This is a genomic window from Pseudomonas sp. E1BtOHC1 (genome assembly GCF_058744285.1).
On sequence record NZ_CP196023.1, the window covers coordinates 5,747,041 to 5,762,358 of the forward strand.

Consider the following 15,318-nt stretch of genomic DNA (forward strand, 5'->3'; position numbering starts at 1 on the left):
GCAAGCCCATGCCTATTTCATCGCAACGCCGCCCCTTCCTGCGGGTGCTGCTGGTCAGCCTGCTGGCCCTGGTGCTCAGCCCCCTGGTCAGCGCCGACCCGGCCAAGCGCCTGCGCATTGGCATCACCCTGCACCCCTACTACAGCTACGTGGCCAATATCGTCGGCGACAAGGCCGAAGTGGTGCCGCTGATTCCCGCCGGCTTCAACCCCCACGCCTACGAACCCCGGGCCGAGGACATCAAGCGCATCGGCACCCTGGACGTGATCGTGCTCAACGGCGTGGGCCACGATGACTTCGCCGACCGCATGATCGCCGCCAGCGAGCGCCCGGACATCCCGGTGATCGAAGCCAACGAAAACGTGCCGCTGCTGGCCGCCACCGGCGTCGCCGCCCGGGGCGCCGGCAAAGTGGTCAACCCGCACACCTTCCTGTCCATCAGCGCCTCCATCGCCCAGGTCAACAACATCGCCCGGGAGCTGGGCAAGATGGACCCGGCCAACGCCAAGACCTACACCCAGAACGCCCGTGCCTATGGCAAGCGCCTGCGGCAGATGCGCGCCGATGCCCTGGCCAAGCTGACCCAGGCACCCAATGCCGACCTGCGGGTGGCCACGGTGCACGCAGCCTACGACTACCTGCTGCGCGAGTTCGGCCTGCAAGTCACCGCGGTGGTGGAACCGGCCCACGGCATCGAGCCCAGCCCCAGTCAGCTGAAAAAGACCATCGACCAACTGCGGGAACTGGACGTCAAGGTGATCTTCTCGGAGATGGACTTCCCCTCCACCTACGTCGAGACCATCCAGCGCGAATCCGGGGTCAAGCTCTACCCGCTGTCGCACATTTCCTACGGCGACTACAGCGCCGAGAAATACGAGAAGGAAATGAAAGGCAACCTCGACACCGTGGTCCGGGCCATCCAGGAGGCCGGGGCATGACCGCCATCGAGACCCTGCTGCGGGGCCCGGCCATCGAGTTCGATCAGGTCAGCCTGACCCTGGGCAACACCACCATCCTCGACCGCGTGACCTTCCAGGTGCAGCCCGGCAGCGTGCACGCACTGGTGGGCCCCAACGGCGGCGGCAAGAGTTCGCTGATCAAGACCCTGCTGGGGCAGATGCCGCACCAGGGCCAATTGCGCCTGCAATGGCCGGATGCGCCCGGCACCATCGGCTACGTGCCCCAGGCCCTGGAGTTCGACCGTGGCCTGCCGATGACCGTGGACGATTTCATGGCTGCCATGTGCCAGCGCCGCCCGGCCTTTCTCGGCCTCAGCCGACATTACGCCCAGGCCATAGGCGAGGCCCTGGAACGGGTCGGCATGCAAGACAAGCGCAAACGGCGCATGGGTGCTCTGTCCGGCGGCGAACGCCAGCGCGTGCTGCTGGCCCAGGGTCTGATCCCGGCCCCGCAACTGCTGGTACTGGACGAACCGATGTCGGCCCTGGACGAGGCCGGGATCCAGGTCTTCGAACGCCTGCTCCACGATTGGCGCCAGAGCGGCATCACCCTGCTGTGGATCGAGCACGACCTGGAAGCCGTGGGCCGTCTGGCAGACCGGGTCACCGGCCTCAATCGCCGGGTGCTGTTCGACGGCCCGGCGCAGCAGACCCTGACCCCGGAGCGCCTGCTCAGCCTGTTCTCCACTCATCCACGAACCGCCGGGAGTGCTGCCTGATGACCTATGAAGCTTTTCGCCTGATGGTCCAGGGCTGGGCTTCGGCCGGCTACCTGCCCGAAGCCCTGGCCTACGGGTTCGTGGTCAATGCACTGCTGGCCGGCCTGCTGATCGGGCCGGTGCTCGGTGGCCTGGGCACCTTGGTGGTGGTCAAGCGCTTCGCCTTCTTCTCCGAAGCGGTAGGCCACGCTGCCCTCACCGGGGTGGCCATCGGCATTCTCCTGGGCGAGCCCTACACCGGTCCCTACGGCAGCCTGTTCGGCTACTGCCTGCTGTTCGGCATCCTCCTCAACTACCTGCGCAACCGCACCGGGCTGGCCCCGGACACCCTGATTGGGGTCTTCCTCTCGGTGTCCCTGGCCCTGGGCGCCAGCCTGCTGCTGATCCTGGCCGGCAAGATCAACGTGCACATTCTGGAAAACGTGCTGTTCGGCTCGGTGCTCACGGTCAACGGCAACGACCTCTTGGTGCTGTTGATCGTCGGCGCCCTGGTGCTGGGCCTGAGCCTGCCGCTGTACAACCGCATCATGCTGGCCAGCTTCAACCCGCAGCTGGCGGCCGTGCGCGGCGTCGCCGTCAAGACCCTGGACTACCTGTTCGTGATCCTGGTGACCCTGATCACCGTGGCCGCGGTCAAGGTCATCGGCGCCATCCTGGTGGGCGCGCTGCTGGTGATTCCGGCCGCTGCCGCCCGCTTGCTCAGCCAGTCCCTCAAGGGCTTCTTCTGGATCTCGGTGAGCATCGCCACCGTCAGCACCTTGTGCGGCATCCTGCTGCCGATCGTCTTCGACCTGCCGGTGCCCTCCGGCGCGGCAATCATCCTGGTGGCCGGTGTCGCCTTCGCCCTGGCCGCCATCGCCCGTGGCACTGTCCCCAGCCTGAAAGGGAATATCGGATAAATGCACAGTTCATTGCGTCACTTGTCATTGCGTCAGCTGAGCCTGGCCCTGGTCCTCGGCGGCCTGATCAGCACCCCGGCCCTGGCCGAGCGCGACCACTTCGAGCCGATGCGCGTGGTCGCCAGCCACGGCATGGGCAATACCGCGCTGCACAGCGCCACCTCGGAAAAACCGCTGACGGTGCTGGCCTCCCTGCCGGTGACCTTCGGCCTGGGGCAGATCCTGCTGCAAGGCACCCGCGTCCAGCTGGAACGGGCGGCCCCGGCCAACCTGCCGGGCTCGCGGCAGACCGCCTACTTCACCGGACGCGGCGCCCCGGCCCTGACCCAACTGGCGCTGAACGCCGACGCGGTGATCGGCCTGCGTTCGATCTGGCCGGACGACCCGCTGTACCCCAACGCCCGGCGCAGCAACATCCGTATCGTCGAGATCGATGCCGCCCGCCCAGTGGACGGCGCCCTGCCCGGGGTGGCCCTGCAACCGGGCAAGAGCGACGGGCTCAACGCTCAGCCCTGGCTGTCCAGCAACAACCTGGGACGCATGGCGGATGTGCTCGCCGCCGACCTCGCACGCCTGGCCCCCGAAGCCAAGCCACAGATCGAGAACAACCTGGCGGGGCTGAAACAACGCCTGCTCAAACTCAGCGCCGACAGCGAAGCGCGCCTGGCCGAGGCCGACAACCTCAGCGTGCTGAGCCTCTCCGAGCACTTTGGCTATCTGGTCAGCGGCCTGAACCTGGAGCTGGTGGAAGTCGACGCCCGCGCCGACAACGAATGGACGCCCGAAGCGCTGCAGAAGCTGCAAGCCCGGCTCAAGGACAATGATGTGGCCATTGTCCTGCACCATCGCCAGCCGTCCGATGCCCTGAAAGCCGCGGTCAGCGCCGGCGGCAGCCAGTTGCTGGTGCTGGAAACCGACAGCGCCGACCCACTCGGCGAACTGGAAGGCAACCTGCAGAAAGTCACCCAGGCCCTGGCCCCGAAAAGCTGAGCCTACCCCTGTCGCCGCTGCCGCCGGTTCGGCGGCGGCGCTTACATATTCCCTCAAGATTGTCGTCCTTTCCCGGTGCTAGTCTGCGCTTCGCAAAAATGCCCAGACAGGAAATCCACGCCATGAGCGAATACCTGAAACTCAACAAGACCAATTGGGACGAACGCGCGCCCTTGCACGCCGCCTCGGCGGATTACGCAGTGCAGCGCTTTGTCGACGACCCGCAGTTTCTCTCCGATGTCGTGCAGTTCGACCGCCCCCTGCTGGGCAACATCCAGGGCCTGCGCGGCGTGCACCTGCAATGCCATATCGGCACCGATACCCTGTCCCTGGCGCGCCTCGGCGCGCGGATGAGCGGGTTGGATTTTTCCTCGGCCTCCCTGGCTGAAGCCCGGACCCTGGCCCAGCGCTGCAACACCGCCATCGACTACCACGAGTCGGACGTGTTCGCGGCCGCCGAAGTCCTGCCCCGCGGCGAGTTCGATCTGGTCTACACCGGCATCGGCGCCCTGTGCTGGCTGCCCAGCATCGAGCGCTGGGCGCACACCGTCGGCGCCCTGCTCAAGCCCGGTGGCCGGCTGTTTATCCGCGAGGGGCATCCAATGCTCTGGGCCCTGGACGAGGGTCACAGCGACTCGCTGCAAGTGGCGTTTCCCTACTTCGAACGCAGCGAGCCGCTGGTCTGGGACGATGACGCCACCTACGTGGAAACCGACAGCAGCCTCAAGGCCACGGTGACCCACGAGTGGAATCACGGCATGGGCGAAATCATCAGCGCCCTGTTGGGCCAGGGCTTGCAGATCACCGGTCTGGTGGAGCACCAGAGCATCCCCTGGGAAGCCCTCCCCGGGCAGATGATCGTTGATGAACGCGGCGAATGGCGGCTCAAGGACGCGCCATGGCGCCTGCCCTTGAGCTACACCTTGCAGGCCATCAAGCCCGCGGCCTGATCGCCGGGCATGAAAAAGCCCGCTGACCTCAAGGGTTCAGCGGGCTTTTTTGCGTTTGGAGCAGCGGCTACAGAGCCCGTGCCGAAGATCAGCCGGCCACAGCCTGCTGGTCCATCTTCTGGCGCAGGCTCAGCGGACGCATGTCGGTCCAGACTTCCTCGATGTAGGCCAGGCAGTCCTTCTTGAAACCGCTCTTGCCCACAGTGCGCCAGCCTTGGGGCACGGCCTTGTAGTCGGGCCAGATCGAGTATTGCTCTTCGTGGTTGACCACCACCTGGAACAGGATGTCCTCACGGTCGAATACTGAAGTCATTGCTTGTCTCCATCGCTAATAAGGTGTGCCGCGCCGCGGGCGTGACAGTTGTGTAGAAGGAACGAATCAGGGCTGCGAAAAATTAGAGGCTGGCCACTGCCGCCGCCACCGCCTTGCTGAAGATCCCCGCCACCTGATCGATCTGCGCCGCGCTGATGATCAGCGGCGGCAGGAAGCGCACCACGCTGCCATGGCGCCCGCCCAGTTCAAGGATCAGGCCGCGCTTGAGGCATTCACGCTGTACCAGGGGAGCCAGGCGCGAATGCTGTGGCGGATGGCCCTGGGCGTCCGGCGCGCCGGCTGGGTCCACCAGTTCCACGCCGAGCATCAGACCACGGCCACGGATATCCCCCAACTGCGGGTAGTCGCGTTGCAGGATCAGCAAGTGCTCGCGCAAGCGCTCGCCCATGGCCGCCGCGTGCTCGGGCAGTCGGTGCTCCTTGAGGTAGCGCATCACCGCGGAACCGGTGGCCATGGCCATCTGATTGCCGCGGAAGGTGCCGGCGTGAGCCCCCGGCTGCCAGGTGTCGAGCCAGTCGCGATAGACCATCACCGCCAGCGGCAGGCTGCCGCCGATGGCCTTGGACATCACCACCACATCGGGAATGATCCCGGCGTGCTCGAAGGCGAACATCTTGCCGGTGCGACCGAAGCCGCTCTGGATTTCATCGACGATCAGCGCCACCCCCGCCTTCTCGGTGATGCGACGCACACCCCGCAGCCATTCCAGGTCCGCCGGGATCACCCCGCCCTCGCCCTGCACGGCCTCGACGATGACCGCCGCCGGCAGGGCCACTCCCGCTTCCGGGTCGCTCAGCAGGTTTTCCAGGTAATGCAGGTTGACCTTGACCCCCTCGGCGCCGCCCAGACCGAACGGACAGCGGTAGTCATAGGGAAAGGGCAAAAACTGCACGCCGTTGTTCAAGAGTCCCGCCAGCGGACGCTTGGGCCCCAGGCTGCCCATCAGGCTCAGCGCGCCCTGGCTCATGCCGTGGTAACCGCCCTGGAACGACAGCACGGTGCTGCGTCCGGTGGCGGTGCGCACCAGTTTCAGCGCGGCTTCCACGGCATCGGTGCCGGTGGGGCCGCAGAACTGGATCTTGGCCTCGGCGGCCAGGGCCTCGGGCAACAGGCCGAACAGGTCCTGGACGAACTGATCCTTGACCGGGGTGGTCAGGTCCAGGGTCAACAGCGGCAACTCATCGGCCAGCACCTGCTGGATCGCGGCGATCACCACCGGGTGATTGTGGCCCAGGGCCAGGGTCCCGGCACCGGCCAGGCAATCGATGAAACGCCGGCCCTCGACGTCCTCGACGTGGATGCCGCTGGCCCGCTTGAGGGCCAGGGGGATGCGTCGCGGATAGCTGCGGGCATTGGATTCCTGGCGACTTTGACGGGCCAGCAGGGGCGATTCGTCGAACTGGTAAAGCGTCTCTGCCGGGGTGGCGCCAAGGCCCACCGGCGAATCTTCCATAAGGCTGGTAACGGCTGACATGTCTCGAACCCTCACGCTGCAATTTGAGCAAAACGGCCACCGGCCGGATGCGCAGCCGAAGCAGGGTGCGCACTGACAGGTTTTCCTGTTCTAAAAACGCATCAGCGCGGTCGGGATTTACACCCCGGGGCGAGGAAATTGCACATGCCGCCCCGTAGGAGCCAGCTTGCTGGCGAAGGCGATCTTTCGGGCCCCTTCGCTGGCAAGCCAGCTCCTACAGTGGACGGTGATGGGTCAGGCGCGGTGGGCAGGCAGGGTCAGTTCGACGCGCAGGCCGTCGGGGCGGCTGTCGAAGTGCAGCTCGCAACCGCAACGCTGGACAATGGCCTGGACAATCGCCAGGCCCAGGCCGCAACCGCTGCTCTGGCTGTCACGCCAGAAGCGCTGCGTCAGGTGCTGCAGGTTTTCTGCGGGGATGCCCGAGCCATGGTCACGCACCTGGAAGCGCAGGCGACCGGCGACAATCTCCAGATTCAACTCCACCGGGCACTCTTGCGGCGTATGCCGCAGGGCGTTGTCCAGCAGGTTGCGCAAAGCGGCAATGGCCAAGGTCGAGGGCATTTCCACCGGGGCCTCGGCAGCGTTGTCCCCCAGGTGCACCTTGACCCGGGCGCGGGCGCCCACGGCAGCATCCTGGATCGCCAGGCGCGCCACCTGCTCGGCGTTGCAGTGCACACCGTCATCGAACGACAGGCTGCCCTCGACTCGGGCCAGCAACAGCAGTTGCTCCAGGGTCCGGTGCATGCGGTCGGCCCCTTCTTCGGCTCGGGCCAGGGACTGGTCACGGGCCGCACCTTCGGTCATGCGCGCTACTTGCAGGTGAGTCTTGATTGCGGTCAACGGGCTGCGCAGCTCGTGGGCTGCGTCACCGGTCAGCCGGCGCTCGCGTTCGATGGTCTTGGCGATGCGCTGGAACAGCTGGTTCTGGGTTTCCAGCAACGGCCGCAGCTCACTGGGCATGGGCTGGATCTGCAGCGGCTCCAGGGAATCGGCGCTGCGGCGCATCAGGGCGTCGCGGATCCGGTTCAGTGGTGCCAGGCTCTGGCCGATGCCCAGCCACAGCAGCCACAGGCAGCCGAGCAAGGCCACGCCCACCGGCACCGAAGCGGCGAGCAGCACCGACATGTTCAGGGCCTCGCGTTCCACCTGACGGTCGGCGGTGGTGATGCGCAAGTCACCGCGCACCAGGGTGAAGGTGCGCCAGGGCGCACCGTCGATCATCTGGTCATGAAAGCCCAGCTTCTCGGCTTCCAGGGTGTGTTCCGGAGTGCTGTGGCTGCGGGCCAGGATCTGCCCACGCAAGGAACTGACCTGGCAGGCCATGCCCCCGGGAATGGTCAGGGCCGCACTATTGATCTGATTGCCCGGGGCGTGGGACGGCAGCGTCGGCATCTGTTCCAGCAGGCCGGCCACCATGCGCGCCGAGGCCACCAGGCGCTGGTCCAGGGAGAACATCATCTGATTGCGCAGATCACTGAGCATCCAGGCCGCCGCCAGGGCCCAGATCAGGATGAAGGCGGCGCCGAGGGTCATGCTCAGGCGCAGGCGCAGGCTCCTCACTTACGGATTCTCCTCGCCATCCGCCGGGCCCAGGCGATAGCCCAGGCCACGCACGGTTTCGACGATACCGTTGCCGAGTTTGCGGCGCAGGTGGTGGATGTGCACATTCAGCGCGTTGCTCTCCAGCTCATCGTTGAAGCCATAGACGCTGTCCTTGAGCTGCTCGCTGGAGAGCACCCGGCCGCGGTTGTGCAGCAGCGCCTGGAGCAGGGATTGCTCACGCCGGGACAAGTCCACCGGCTGGCCGCCCAGCAGGGTTTCCCGGGTGCTGGGGTCGTAAGTCAGGCGTCCGTGTTCAATGAGGTTGACGCTGCGCCCCGCCACCCGGCGCAACAGGGTGTGCAGGCGCGCCGCCAGTTCCCGCAGGTCGAACGGCTTGAGCAGGTAGTCGTCGGCCCCGGCCTGCAGGCCGTCGACCCGGTCGGTCACCGAGTCCCGGGCGGTGAGAATCAGCACCGGAATCTCCAGGCCCTGCTGGCGCTGTTGCTTGAGCAACTTCAAACCATCTTCATCCGGCAGGCCCAAGTCCAGTACCATCACGTCGAAATCGGCCACGCCGAGCATGGCCCGCGCCGCAGAAGCGGTAGCCACATGCTCGACCGTCAGGCCCTGGGCCGTGAGGCCGGCGACTATCCCGCTGGCAATCAGCTCATCATCTTCACAGACAAGTACGTGCATGGTCGGTCCTGTAACAAAGGCGTTGATTAAGCAGGCTGCGGATTAAGCGGACATTATGCCTGCCGCCCACTGGCCACAAGCCAGGCAGGGTTAATCATCGGTTAATCAGGACCCGCCATTGTGCTCGCTACTTGCACCGGTTTAAGGCTTGGCCATGCGTCGATTGTTCATTTTGCTGTTCATGCTGTTCACCACCCTGGCGCAAGCCGGCAACAACCCGTTCGAGGTCAAGCCCGACTTCCTGCCGGTGGGCAAGGCCTTCGTGTTCACCTCCGAACGCCTGCCTTCCGGGGAAACCCAATTGTTCTGGCAGATCGCCGACGGCTACTACCTGTACCAGAAGCGCCTGAAGTTCGACGGCCTGCCGCCCGAGCAGCAACCGACCTTGCCGGCGGGTGAAGACCACAGCGACGAATTCTTCGGCGAACAGACGGTGTATCGCCAAGGCCTGGAAGTAAAATTGCCCGCCGCCGCCAGCGGCAAGATCAAGCTGGGCTGGCAGGGCTGTGCCGACGCCGGCCTGTGCTACCCGCCGCAAACCCTGGAAGTGGACCTGGGCGGTGCGCCCACAGTCGCTGCCGCCAACTCTGCGACAACCAGCGGCGGCTCGGCCCAGGACCAGTTGCTGGCCAATGAGCTGCAACAGAAATCCTGGGGCCTGGGCCTGCTGGCCTTCTTCGGCTTCGGCCTGCTGCTGGCCTTCGCCCCCTGTTCGCTGCCGATGTTGCCGATTCTCGCCGGCATGGTCGTCGGCAGCGGCGCCAGCCCGCGCCGCGGCTTGGCCCTGGCCTCAAGCTACGTGCTGTGCATGGCCCTGGTGTATGCCGGCATGGGGGTGATCGCCGCCCTGCTGGGCAGCAACCTGCAGGCCTGGCTGCAACAACCCTGGGTGCTGGGCAGTTTCGCCGCCCTGTTCGTCCTGCTGTCGCTGCCGATGTTCGGCTTCTTTGAATTGCAGTTGCCCGTGGCCCTGCGTGACCGCCTGGAAGGTGCCAGTCGCCAGCGCCAGGGCGGCAGCCTGATCGGCTGTGGCGCTCTCGGCGCGCTGTCTGCGCTGCTGGTGGGCCCGTGCATGACCGCGCCCCTGGCCGGTGGCCTGCTGTACATCGCCCAGACCGGCAATGCCCTGTTTGGCGGCCTGGCGCTGTTCGCCCTGGGCCTGGGCATCGGCCTGCCCCTGCTGTTGCTGGTGACCGTGGGCAACCGCTTCCTGCCCAAGCCGGGGCCGTGGATGAACCTGCTCAAGGGCGTGTTCGGCTTCCTGTTCCTGGGCACCGCCATCTACATGCTGCGCCCGGTACTGGGCGCCAGCCTGTGGATAGGTTTGTGGGGCGCCCTGGCCCTGGTACTCGCCTACTGCGCCTGGCAACAGCGGGCCATCGCCGGGCGGCTGGTGCACGCCTTCGGTGCCAGCTCGGTACTGTTCGGGGTCTGGGGCAGCATGCTGCTGGTGGGCGCCGCCGGTGGCAGCGACGAGCTGTGGCGGCCACTGAAGGTCTACAGCGGTGGCGGTGTGGCCAGCAGCGTCACTGCCCATGATGCCTTTACCACCGTGAAGTCCCCGGCCGAGCTGCAAAGCGCCCTGGACAATGCTCAGGCCCAGGGCCAGTGGGTGCTGTTGGACTACTACGCCGACTGGTGCGTGTCCTGCAAGATCATGGAGAAAACCGTGTTCGGCCAGCCCCAGGTCCTGGATGCCCTGAAGGACGTGCGCCTGCTGCGCCTGGACGTCACCCTGGACAACGCCGACGGCCGCGAACTCCTGAGCCGCTACAAAGTGCCGGGGCCACCGAGCATGCTGTGGATCGGCCCGGACGGCAGCGAGCGCCGCAGCCAGCGCATCACCGGCGAAGTGGATGCCAGCACCTTCCTGCAACGCTGGACCCAGACTCGGGAAGCCCGTTGATGCTGACCTTTACCATCGGCACCTTTGCCATTGCCCTCAACCACCTGCTGCTGATCAGTGCCCTGGCCCTGGCCACCCTGGTGGGCTGGCGGGTGGCCAAGCGCGGCGGTGACAACCCTGAGTCGGTGCTGTTTTCGCTGTTCCTGCTGGGCATGCTGGCGGCGCGGATCAGCTTCGTCATCGCCTACTGGAAGCACTACCGCCACGACCTGTGGATGATCATCGACCTGCGCGACGGCGGCTTCCTGGCGTGGCCCGGGGTCATCCTCATGCTCTTGGCGGCCCTGGCCTGGGGCTGGAAACGCCCGGCACTGCGTCGCCCCCTGGGCGCCGGAGTCGGCAGCGGCCTGGCCTTCTGGCTGCTGGCGACCCTGTCCCTGACCCTCTACGACCAGGGCACGCGCCTGCCCGAAGTGGCCCTGCACAATGCCACCGGCGACCACGTGCAACTCACCGACTACCAGGGCGGGCCCTTGGTGATCAATCTCTGGGCCACCTGGTGCCCGCCGTGCCGGCGAGAGATGCCAGTGCTGGAAAAAGCCCAGCAGCAACGCCCGGACCTGACCTTCCTGTTCGTCAACCAGGGCGAAAGCATGCAAAGCGTGGCCACCTTCCTCGCCACCCAGGAACTGAACCTGGACAACGTCCTGTTCGACGGCGGTGGCCGCCTGGGCCAGGCCGTGGGTTCCATGGCCTTGCCGACTACGCTGTTCTACAGCGCCGACGGCCGCCTGCTGGGCAGCCACCTGGGAGAGTTGTCCGAGGCCAGCCTGGCCCGGGCCCTGGAAAATTTCGACGGCATACACCCGACTCCGGTCGCCCCATCAAGGAAACCGCCATGCCCTTCATCCGCCACCTGCTGAGCCTGTCTTTGGGCGCAGCGTTGCTCAACGTGCCGCTGCTGCAGGCCGAAGAACTGCCTGCACCGATCCGCAAGATCGAGGAAAAAGGCGCCAAGATCATCGGCAGCTTCGATGCGCCGGACGGCCTCAAGGGCTACGCCGCGCAGTACCAGAACCGCGGCATGACCCTGTACCTCACCCCTGACGGCAAGCACGTGCTGCTGGGCAACCTGTACGACGCCGACGGCAAGGACCTGAGCGCCGAACCCTTGCAGAAACTGGTCTACGCGCCGATGGCCAAGGAGGTCTGGGGCAACCTGGACAAGAGCAACTGGATCGCCGACGGCAAGGCCGATGCACCGCGCATCGTCTACCTGTTCAGCGACCCCAACTGCCCCTACTGCAATATGTTCTGGGAACAGGCACGGCCCTGGGTCAAGGCCGGCAAAGTGCAGCTGCGGCATATCATGGTGGGCATCATCCGCGAAGACAGCCCGGGCAAATCCGCCGCCCTGCTGGCCGCCAAAGACCCGCAACAGGCCCTGCAGGATCATGAAAAGGCCGGCAAGGGCAGCGCCCTGAAACCCCTGGCCAGTATTCCTGCAGCGGTCCAGGCCAAACTCGACGCCAACATGAAACTGATGGAAGAGCTAGAGCTGTCGGCGACCCCGGCGATCTTCTACCTCGACGACAAGGGTGAGCTGCAACAGCAGCAGGGCGCCCCGGCCCCGGGCAAGCTGACCCAGATCCTCGGCCCGAAATAAATCCCCGCCCCTGTAGGAGCCGGCTTGCCGGCGAAGGCGTCCTTGCGACGGACGCCTGGCTTGCGGGCCCCTTCGCTGGCAAGCCAGCTCCTACGACGGAAAAATCGCGCTTCAACCATTGCGCTGTAAAAACCCCAACAAGGCCCGGGTCACGAATTCCGGGTTCTCCAAGCTGGAAATATGCCCGGCCTCGGGAACCAGCTGGTAAGGGCAGCCGATGCGTTCGGCCATCTCGATGGTTTCCGCCGGCGGCCGCGGCTGGTCCTGGTCGCCGCACAGCAGCAAGGTGTTGCGCGCATCCAAATGCGCCAACTGATCCAGCACATCCGCCCGGCTGAAGGTAATGCGCCCCATGGGAATCACGCTCTGGCGCAGGCCCTCGGCGGGCAGCGCCGCGAGGCTGGCGCGAAAATCCTGGAACAGCGCCGACTGCCGATCGATACCCGGACGGAAGAAGATCGGCACCACGATATCCAGCAGCGCTTCGGCGATCAGGCCGCTGTCCTCGATCTGCTGGAACAGGGAAAAGTAATACTGCCGGGTCGGCTCCGGCTCGGCGCCCAGGTAAGTGTCCATCAGCACCAACCCGTCGATGCGCTGCGGCGCCGCCAGGGCCAGACGCGCGCCCCACATGCCGCCCACCGACAAGCCCACCAGGGTCACCCGTTCGATCTGCAAATGATCGAGCAAGGCCAACATCTGCCGTGCCACATCGTCCAGCGACACGGTGCCTGCCGGCAACGGCCCGGACTGGCCATGACCCCACAGGTCCACGGCAATCACCCGGTACTGTGCCGACAACGCCTCGATCTGCGGCGCCCACATGCTCGTGTCCCACAAATAACTGCCGGCCAGGAACACCACCGGCCCCTGGCCCTGGTCAAGGTAGTGCAACGGTTGTCCATCGATGGTCACGAAAGGCATCGGCTAGCTCCTGTAGGGAATGACGAAAAAGGTCCGACAGACTGTGCCGTGAACCAGGCTCAGTCAATCGGACCGGGGCGACAAAAACGTATCAGGAAATGCCCGGATTCACGGCCCGCGCTGGCCGTCGAGCAAGGCCTCCACCACCGCGCGGGCCATCTCCACCGAATGCACCATGGACCAGATTAGCCCGCGCTCCAGGCCGCTGCCCTGCTGGGTGATTTCATCGCAGACCTCTTCGGCGCATTTGAGCAACAACGCCACGTGCACCAAGGCCTCTTCGGCGCTAACGCCTTCGCGCACGCTGAACAGCGAGTCGGGGGAAACGGGTTTGGCTTGGGTCGTGAGCTGGAACAGCGCGGAGTCCAGCGGTTGCCGGGCCAGGGCCACGCGCAGGGTGGCGTTGGCGGCCTTGAGGGCGGGATCGCGATAGGACGTGGGGGGATCGGGGACGAGCTTTTTCATGGTCAAACTCCTGGTAATGACAAGGAGCTGACACCGTTCGCTTGCACACGAATAAGGTGGCAGCCGTACGCGGGTGTGCAAGACCGAGTTACCAGAACCCCGGCAGATCCGAAGATCTCCCGCGCACGGCCGCCATAACACGGCGAACATGAAATCGCTCAGGCATGACTGAGCGCTTATGCGTCTGGTAACGGTCGGACTTGCACATCCGAGCCATCGATTGGGCGATGGCTCCGGAACCCTAGCCCGCCCACCCGACGCATTCAAGCGGCCCGCAGTTTCTCGGAAATGCCTTACAAAAGAAAGCGACTAAACGCCATCCCAGCGACCTTCCAGCCGGCTTGCCGGCGAAGGCGTCCTTCAGGCTGGCGCATGGCTTTCGGGCCTCTTCGCTGGCAAGCCAGCTCCTACAACACGTATCCCCGCCCGTAGGAGCCGGCTTGCCGGCGAAGGCGTCCTTCAGGCTGGCGCATGGCTTGCGGGCCTCTTCGCTGGCAAGCCAGCTCCTACAACACGTATCCCCACCCATCACACGTATCTACACCCGTAGGAGCCGGCTTGCCGGCGAAGGCGTCCTTCAGGCTGGCGTATGGATTACGGGCCTGTTCGCTGGCAAGCCAGCTCCTACAGAGGGCGTGTACGCCTTAGGGCTGGGCCTCAGCGGTACTCTTCCGGCGCCTCGCGTTCGAGGATTTCCTCCAGGTCGCTCAGGTCTCCGCGCTCCTTGAGAATGCCGCTGACCTGCTCGATCCACGCCTGCTCCGAGGCAATCCCCGCCCACGACTGGCTGCCGAAGCCGTGATACGGCCGATCATCGAAGGTGCTGATCAGCAACTGGTTGAAGCGCCTGGTGTCCAGGTTGTTGCGCTGGACCTGCACTTGCAGCGCCCCCAGCACTTTCTGCTGCTCTTGCGGGTTGGGGCGATAGTGGTAGAGCCGCGGCGTGCTGAGCACCAGGAACTCCGGTGGCAGGTTTTCATCGATGGCCGCCTGCAGGCGGTAATGACCATCGAGAATCAGGTGGCAGTTCAGGCCGCTGACATACCACAGCAGGATCGGCGGCAAGCTGCCTTCGCGGGCTTTTTTGCGCCACCATTTCAAGCGCCCGGAATGGGGGTCCACGGCATGCAGGCCGACCACCGCCCCGCCGCCCTCGTACAACTCGACCCAGCGCGCCGAGCCGGGCTGCTGATTGTCGAGGATGTTGCGGCCGTAGATCGCCCACTGCGGCATATGGCTCTGGGCATCTTCACCGCCCTTGAAGTACCAGGCTTCGGTGCCGCTGAGCAGCGGCCGCAGGGGTTTCTGGGACTGCGGGCGCAGGGCCCGCACCAGCCAGTAGCCGGGGTAGAGGAAGTCCGGCTGGTGCTGCATCAGTTGCTCGACGAAAAAGCGGCTCCAGGCCTTGAGGCGCTGGGCCGGGTCGAGGCGCGCCTGTTGTTCAACCTGAGGCGAGTCGATGGGTCCCACCAGGGTTTGCGGCAGTTGCTCCTGGAGGTGATTGCGCACCAGCCACACGCCGTAGAGGCAGCGGGACATGGTGCCCCAGAGCAGGGTCTGGTCCCCCAGCACCAACTGCATGCGGCGGTTGTTGCCGCTGAGCAGGCACAGGTTGGGCTTGCTGTTGGCCGAGCATTTGACGTCCACGCCGAGGCCGTTCCAGTGGCCGGCCAAATCCTCGATGTCACGCCAGAAAATCTGTTCCACGATTGTCCATAATCCTTAATCAATGACCGGCCCTACGGCGGGCGGGCGCGAATATAGCAGAGTGTTTGGGGACCTGTTCGCCGGCAAGCCGGCTCCTACAAGCAGCCCCCCTGTAGGAGCTGGCTTGCCAGCGAACACGGCCAGCGC

At 65.6% G+C, this 15,318-nt stretch carries 15 protein-coding genes; 8 read left to right on the plus strand and 7 right to left on the minus strand.

The window, feature by feature from the left end:
- Window positions 1-8: 8 nt before the first annotated feature.
- The 5 genes from ACSSVC_RS25830 to ACSSVC_RS25850 all read left to right on the plus strand — a co-directional run bounded on the left by ACSSVC_RS25830 (window position 9) and on the right by ACSSVC_RS25850 (window position 4,517).
- The gene (locus tag ACSSVC_RS25830; RefSeq protein ID WP_346632107.1) at window positions 9-938 is read left to right on the plus strand and encodes a metal ABC transporter substrate-binding protein; all 930 of its coding nucleotides are present in this window, start codon (window positions 9-11) and stop codon (window positions 936-938) included.
- On the plus strand, window positions 935-1,678 hold the full coding sequence (locus ACSSVC_RS25835; protein ID WP_325985070.1) for a metal ABC transporter ATP-binding protein: 744 nt from the start codon (window positions 935-937) through the stop codon (window positions 1,676-1,678). Before ACSSVC_RS25830 ends, ACSSVC_RS25835 begins: the two co-directional genes overlap by 4 nt.
- Window positions 1,678-2,577 (plus strand): metal ABC transporter permease, encoded by a 900-nt coding sequence (locus tag ACSSVC_RS25840; RefSeq protein WP_011062450.1) that lies wholly within the window; start codon window positions 1,678-1,680, stop codon window positions 2,575-2,577. The genes ACSSVC_RS25835 and ACSSVC_RS25840 overlap by 1 nt, the downstream gene beginning before the upstream one ends.
- A complete protein-coding gene (locus ACSSVC_RS25845; RefSeq protein ID WP_346632109.1) occupies window positions 2,578-3,567 on the plus strand; it encodes a metal ABC transporter solute-binding protein, Zn/Mn family in 990 nt (329 codons plus the stop codon).
- A gap of 122 nt (window positions 3,568-3,689) precedes the next feature.
- Window positions 3,690-4,517, plus strand: coding sequence for a class I SAM-dependent methyltransferase (locus tag ACSSVC_RS25850; protein ID WP_346632110.1), 828 nt, complete (start codon window positions 3,690-3,692; stop codon window positions 4,515-4,517).
- Between the two features lie 88 nt (window positions 4,518-4,605).
- Here the strand turns inward: ACSSVC_RS25850 and ACSSVC_RS25855 are convergent, their stop codons facing one another.
- From ACSSVC_RS25855 to ACSSVC_RS25870, 4 genes are all read right to left on the minus strand, one after another.
- Entirely contained in the window at window positions 4,606-4,830 is a 225-nt protein-coding gene (locus tag ACSSVC_RS25855) for an MbtH family protein (RefSeq protein ID WP_011062453.1), read from the minus strand.
- 82 nt (window positions 4,831-4,912) lie between these two features.
- Complete coding sequence (locus ACSSVC_RS25860) at window positions 4,913-6,325, minus strand: aspartate aminotransferase family protein (RefSeq protein WP_404937413.1); 1,413 nt, start codon at window positions 6,323-6,325, stop codon at window positions 4,913-4,915.
- Between the two features lie 234 nt (window positions 6,326-6,559).
- On the minus strand, window positions 6,560-7,885 hold the full coding sequence (locus ACSSVC_RS25865) for a sensor histidine kinase (RefSeq protein ID WP_346632112.1): 1,326 nt from the start codon (window positions 7,883-7,885) through the stop codon (window positions 6,560-6,562).
- On the minus strand, window positions 7,886-8,563 hold the full coding sequence (locus ACSSVC_RS25870; protein ID WP_041119327.1) for a response regulator: 678 nt from the start codon (window positions 8,561-8,563) through the stop codon (window positions 7,886-7,888).
- A 154-nt stretch (window positions 8,564-8,717) separates the two neighbouring features.
- On the opposite strand from ACSSVC_RS25870, the gene dsbD reads away from it, so the two are divergent.
- From dsbD to dsbG, 3 genes are read left to right on the plus strand one after another with little or no spacing between them, the layout of a single operon-like run.
- Window positions 8,718-10,469: a protein-disulfide reductase DsbD gene (gene dsbD / locus ACSSVC_RS25875; protein ID WP_446439290.1), complete on the plus strand. Its 1,752-nt coding sequence runs from the start codon at window positions 8,718-8,720 to the stop codon at window positions 10,467-10,469.
- The gene (locus tag ACSSVC_RS25880; RefSeq protein ID WP_123727123.1) at window positions 10,469-11,332 is read left to right on the plus strand and encodes a TlpA disulfide reductase family protein; all 864 of its coding nucleotides are present in this window, start codon (window positions 10,469-10,471) and stop codon (window positions 11,330-11,332) included. Before dsbD ends, ACSSVC_RS25880 begins: the two co-directional genes overlap by 1 nt.
- On the plus strand, window positions 11,308-12,075 hold the full coding sequence (gene dsbG, locus ACSSVC_RS25885; protein WP_210694041.1) for a thiol:disulfide interchange protein DsbG: 768 nt from the start codon (window positions 11,308-11,310) through the stop codon (window positions 12,073-12,075). The genes ACSSVC_RS25880 and dsbG overlap by 25 nt, the downstream gene beginning before the upstream one ends.
- Before the next feature lie 111 nt (window positions 12,076-12,186).
- On the opposite strand, the gene ACSSVC_RS25890 is transcribed toward dsbG, so the two are convergent.
- From ACSSVC_RS25890 to ACSSVC_RS25900, 3 genes are all read right to left on the minus strand, one after another.
- Complete coding sequence (locus ACSSVC_RS25890) at window positions 12,187-12,999, minus strand: alpha/beta fold hydrolase (RefSeq protein WP_492611658.1); 813 nt, start codon at window positions 12,997-12,999, stop codon at window positions 12,187-12,189.
- 108 nt (window positions 13,000-13,107) lie between these two features.
- Window positions 13,108-13,464, minus strand: coding sequence for a DUF6124 family protein (locus tag ACSSVC_RS25895; RefSeq protein WP_492611659.1), 357 nt, complete (start codon window positions 13,462-13,464; stop codon window positions 13,108-13,110).
- A 657-nt stretch (window positions 13,465-14,121) separates the two neighbouring features.
- Window positions 14,122-15,171 carry a hypothetical protein gene (locus ACSSVC_RS25900; protein ID WP_404937414.1) on the minus strand — a complete coding sequence of 350 codons (1,050 nt, stop codon included), beginning with the start codon at window positions 15,169-15,171 and terminating at the stop codon, window positions 14,122-14,124.
- Window positions 15,172-15,318: the final 147 nt, after the last annotated feature.

Coding starts and splice junctions, on each gene's coding strand:
- ACSSVC_RS25830 (WP_346632107.1), top strand. CDS start 9: ATGCCTATTTCATCGCAACGCCGCCCCTTCCTGCGGGTGCTGCTGGTC.
- ACSSVC_RS25835 (WP_325985070.1), top strand. CDS start 935: ATGACCGCCATCGAGACCCTGCTGCGGGGCCCGGCCATCGAGTTCGAT.
- ACSSVC_RS25840 (WP_011062450.1), top strand. CDS start 1,678: ATGACCTATGAAGCTTTTCGCCTGATGGTCCAGGGCTGGGCTTCGGCC.
- ACSSVC_RS25845 (WP_346632109.1), top strand. CDS start 2,578: ATGCACAGTTCATTGCGTCACTTGTCATTGCGTCAGCTGAGCCTGGCC.
- ACSSVC_RS25850 (WP_346632110.1), top strand. CDS start 3,690: ATGAGCGAATACCTGAAACTCAACAAGACCAATTGGGACGAACGCGCG.
- ACSSVC_RS25855 (WP_011062453.1), bottom strand. CDS start 4,830: ATGACTTCAGTATTCGACCGTGAGGACATCCTGTTCCAGGTGGTGGTC.
- ACSSVC_RS25860 (WP_404937413.1), bottom strand. CDS start 6,325: ATGTCAGCCGTTACCAGCCTTATGGAAGATTCGCCGGTGGGCCTTGGC.
- ACSSVC_RS25870 (WP_041119327.1), bottom strand. CDS start 8,563: ATGCACGTACTTGTCTGTGAAGATGATGAGCTGATTGCCAGCGGGATA.
- dsbD (WP_446439290.1), top strand. CDS start 8,718: ATGCGTCGATTGTTCATTTTGCTGTTCATGCTGTTCACCACCCTGGCG.
- ACSSVC_RS25880 (WP_123727123.1), top strand. CDS start 10,469: ATGCTGACCTTTACCATCGGCACCTTTGCCATTGCCCTCAACCACCTG.
- dsbG (WP_210694041.1), top strand. CDS start 11,308: ATGCCCTTCATCCGCCACCTGCTGAGCCTGTCTTTGGGCGCAGCGTTG.
- ACSSVC_RS25890 (WP_492611658.1), bottom strand. CDS start 12,999: ATGCCTTTCGTGACCATCGATGGACAACCGTTGCACTACCTTGACCAG.
- ACSSVC_RS25895 (WP_492611659.1), bottom strand. CDS start 13,464: ATGAAAAAGCTCGTCCCCGATCCCCCCACGTCCTATCGCGATCCCGCC.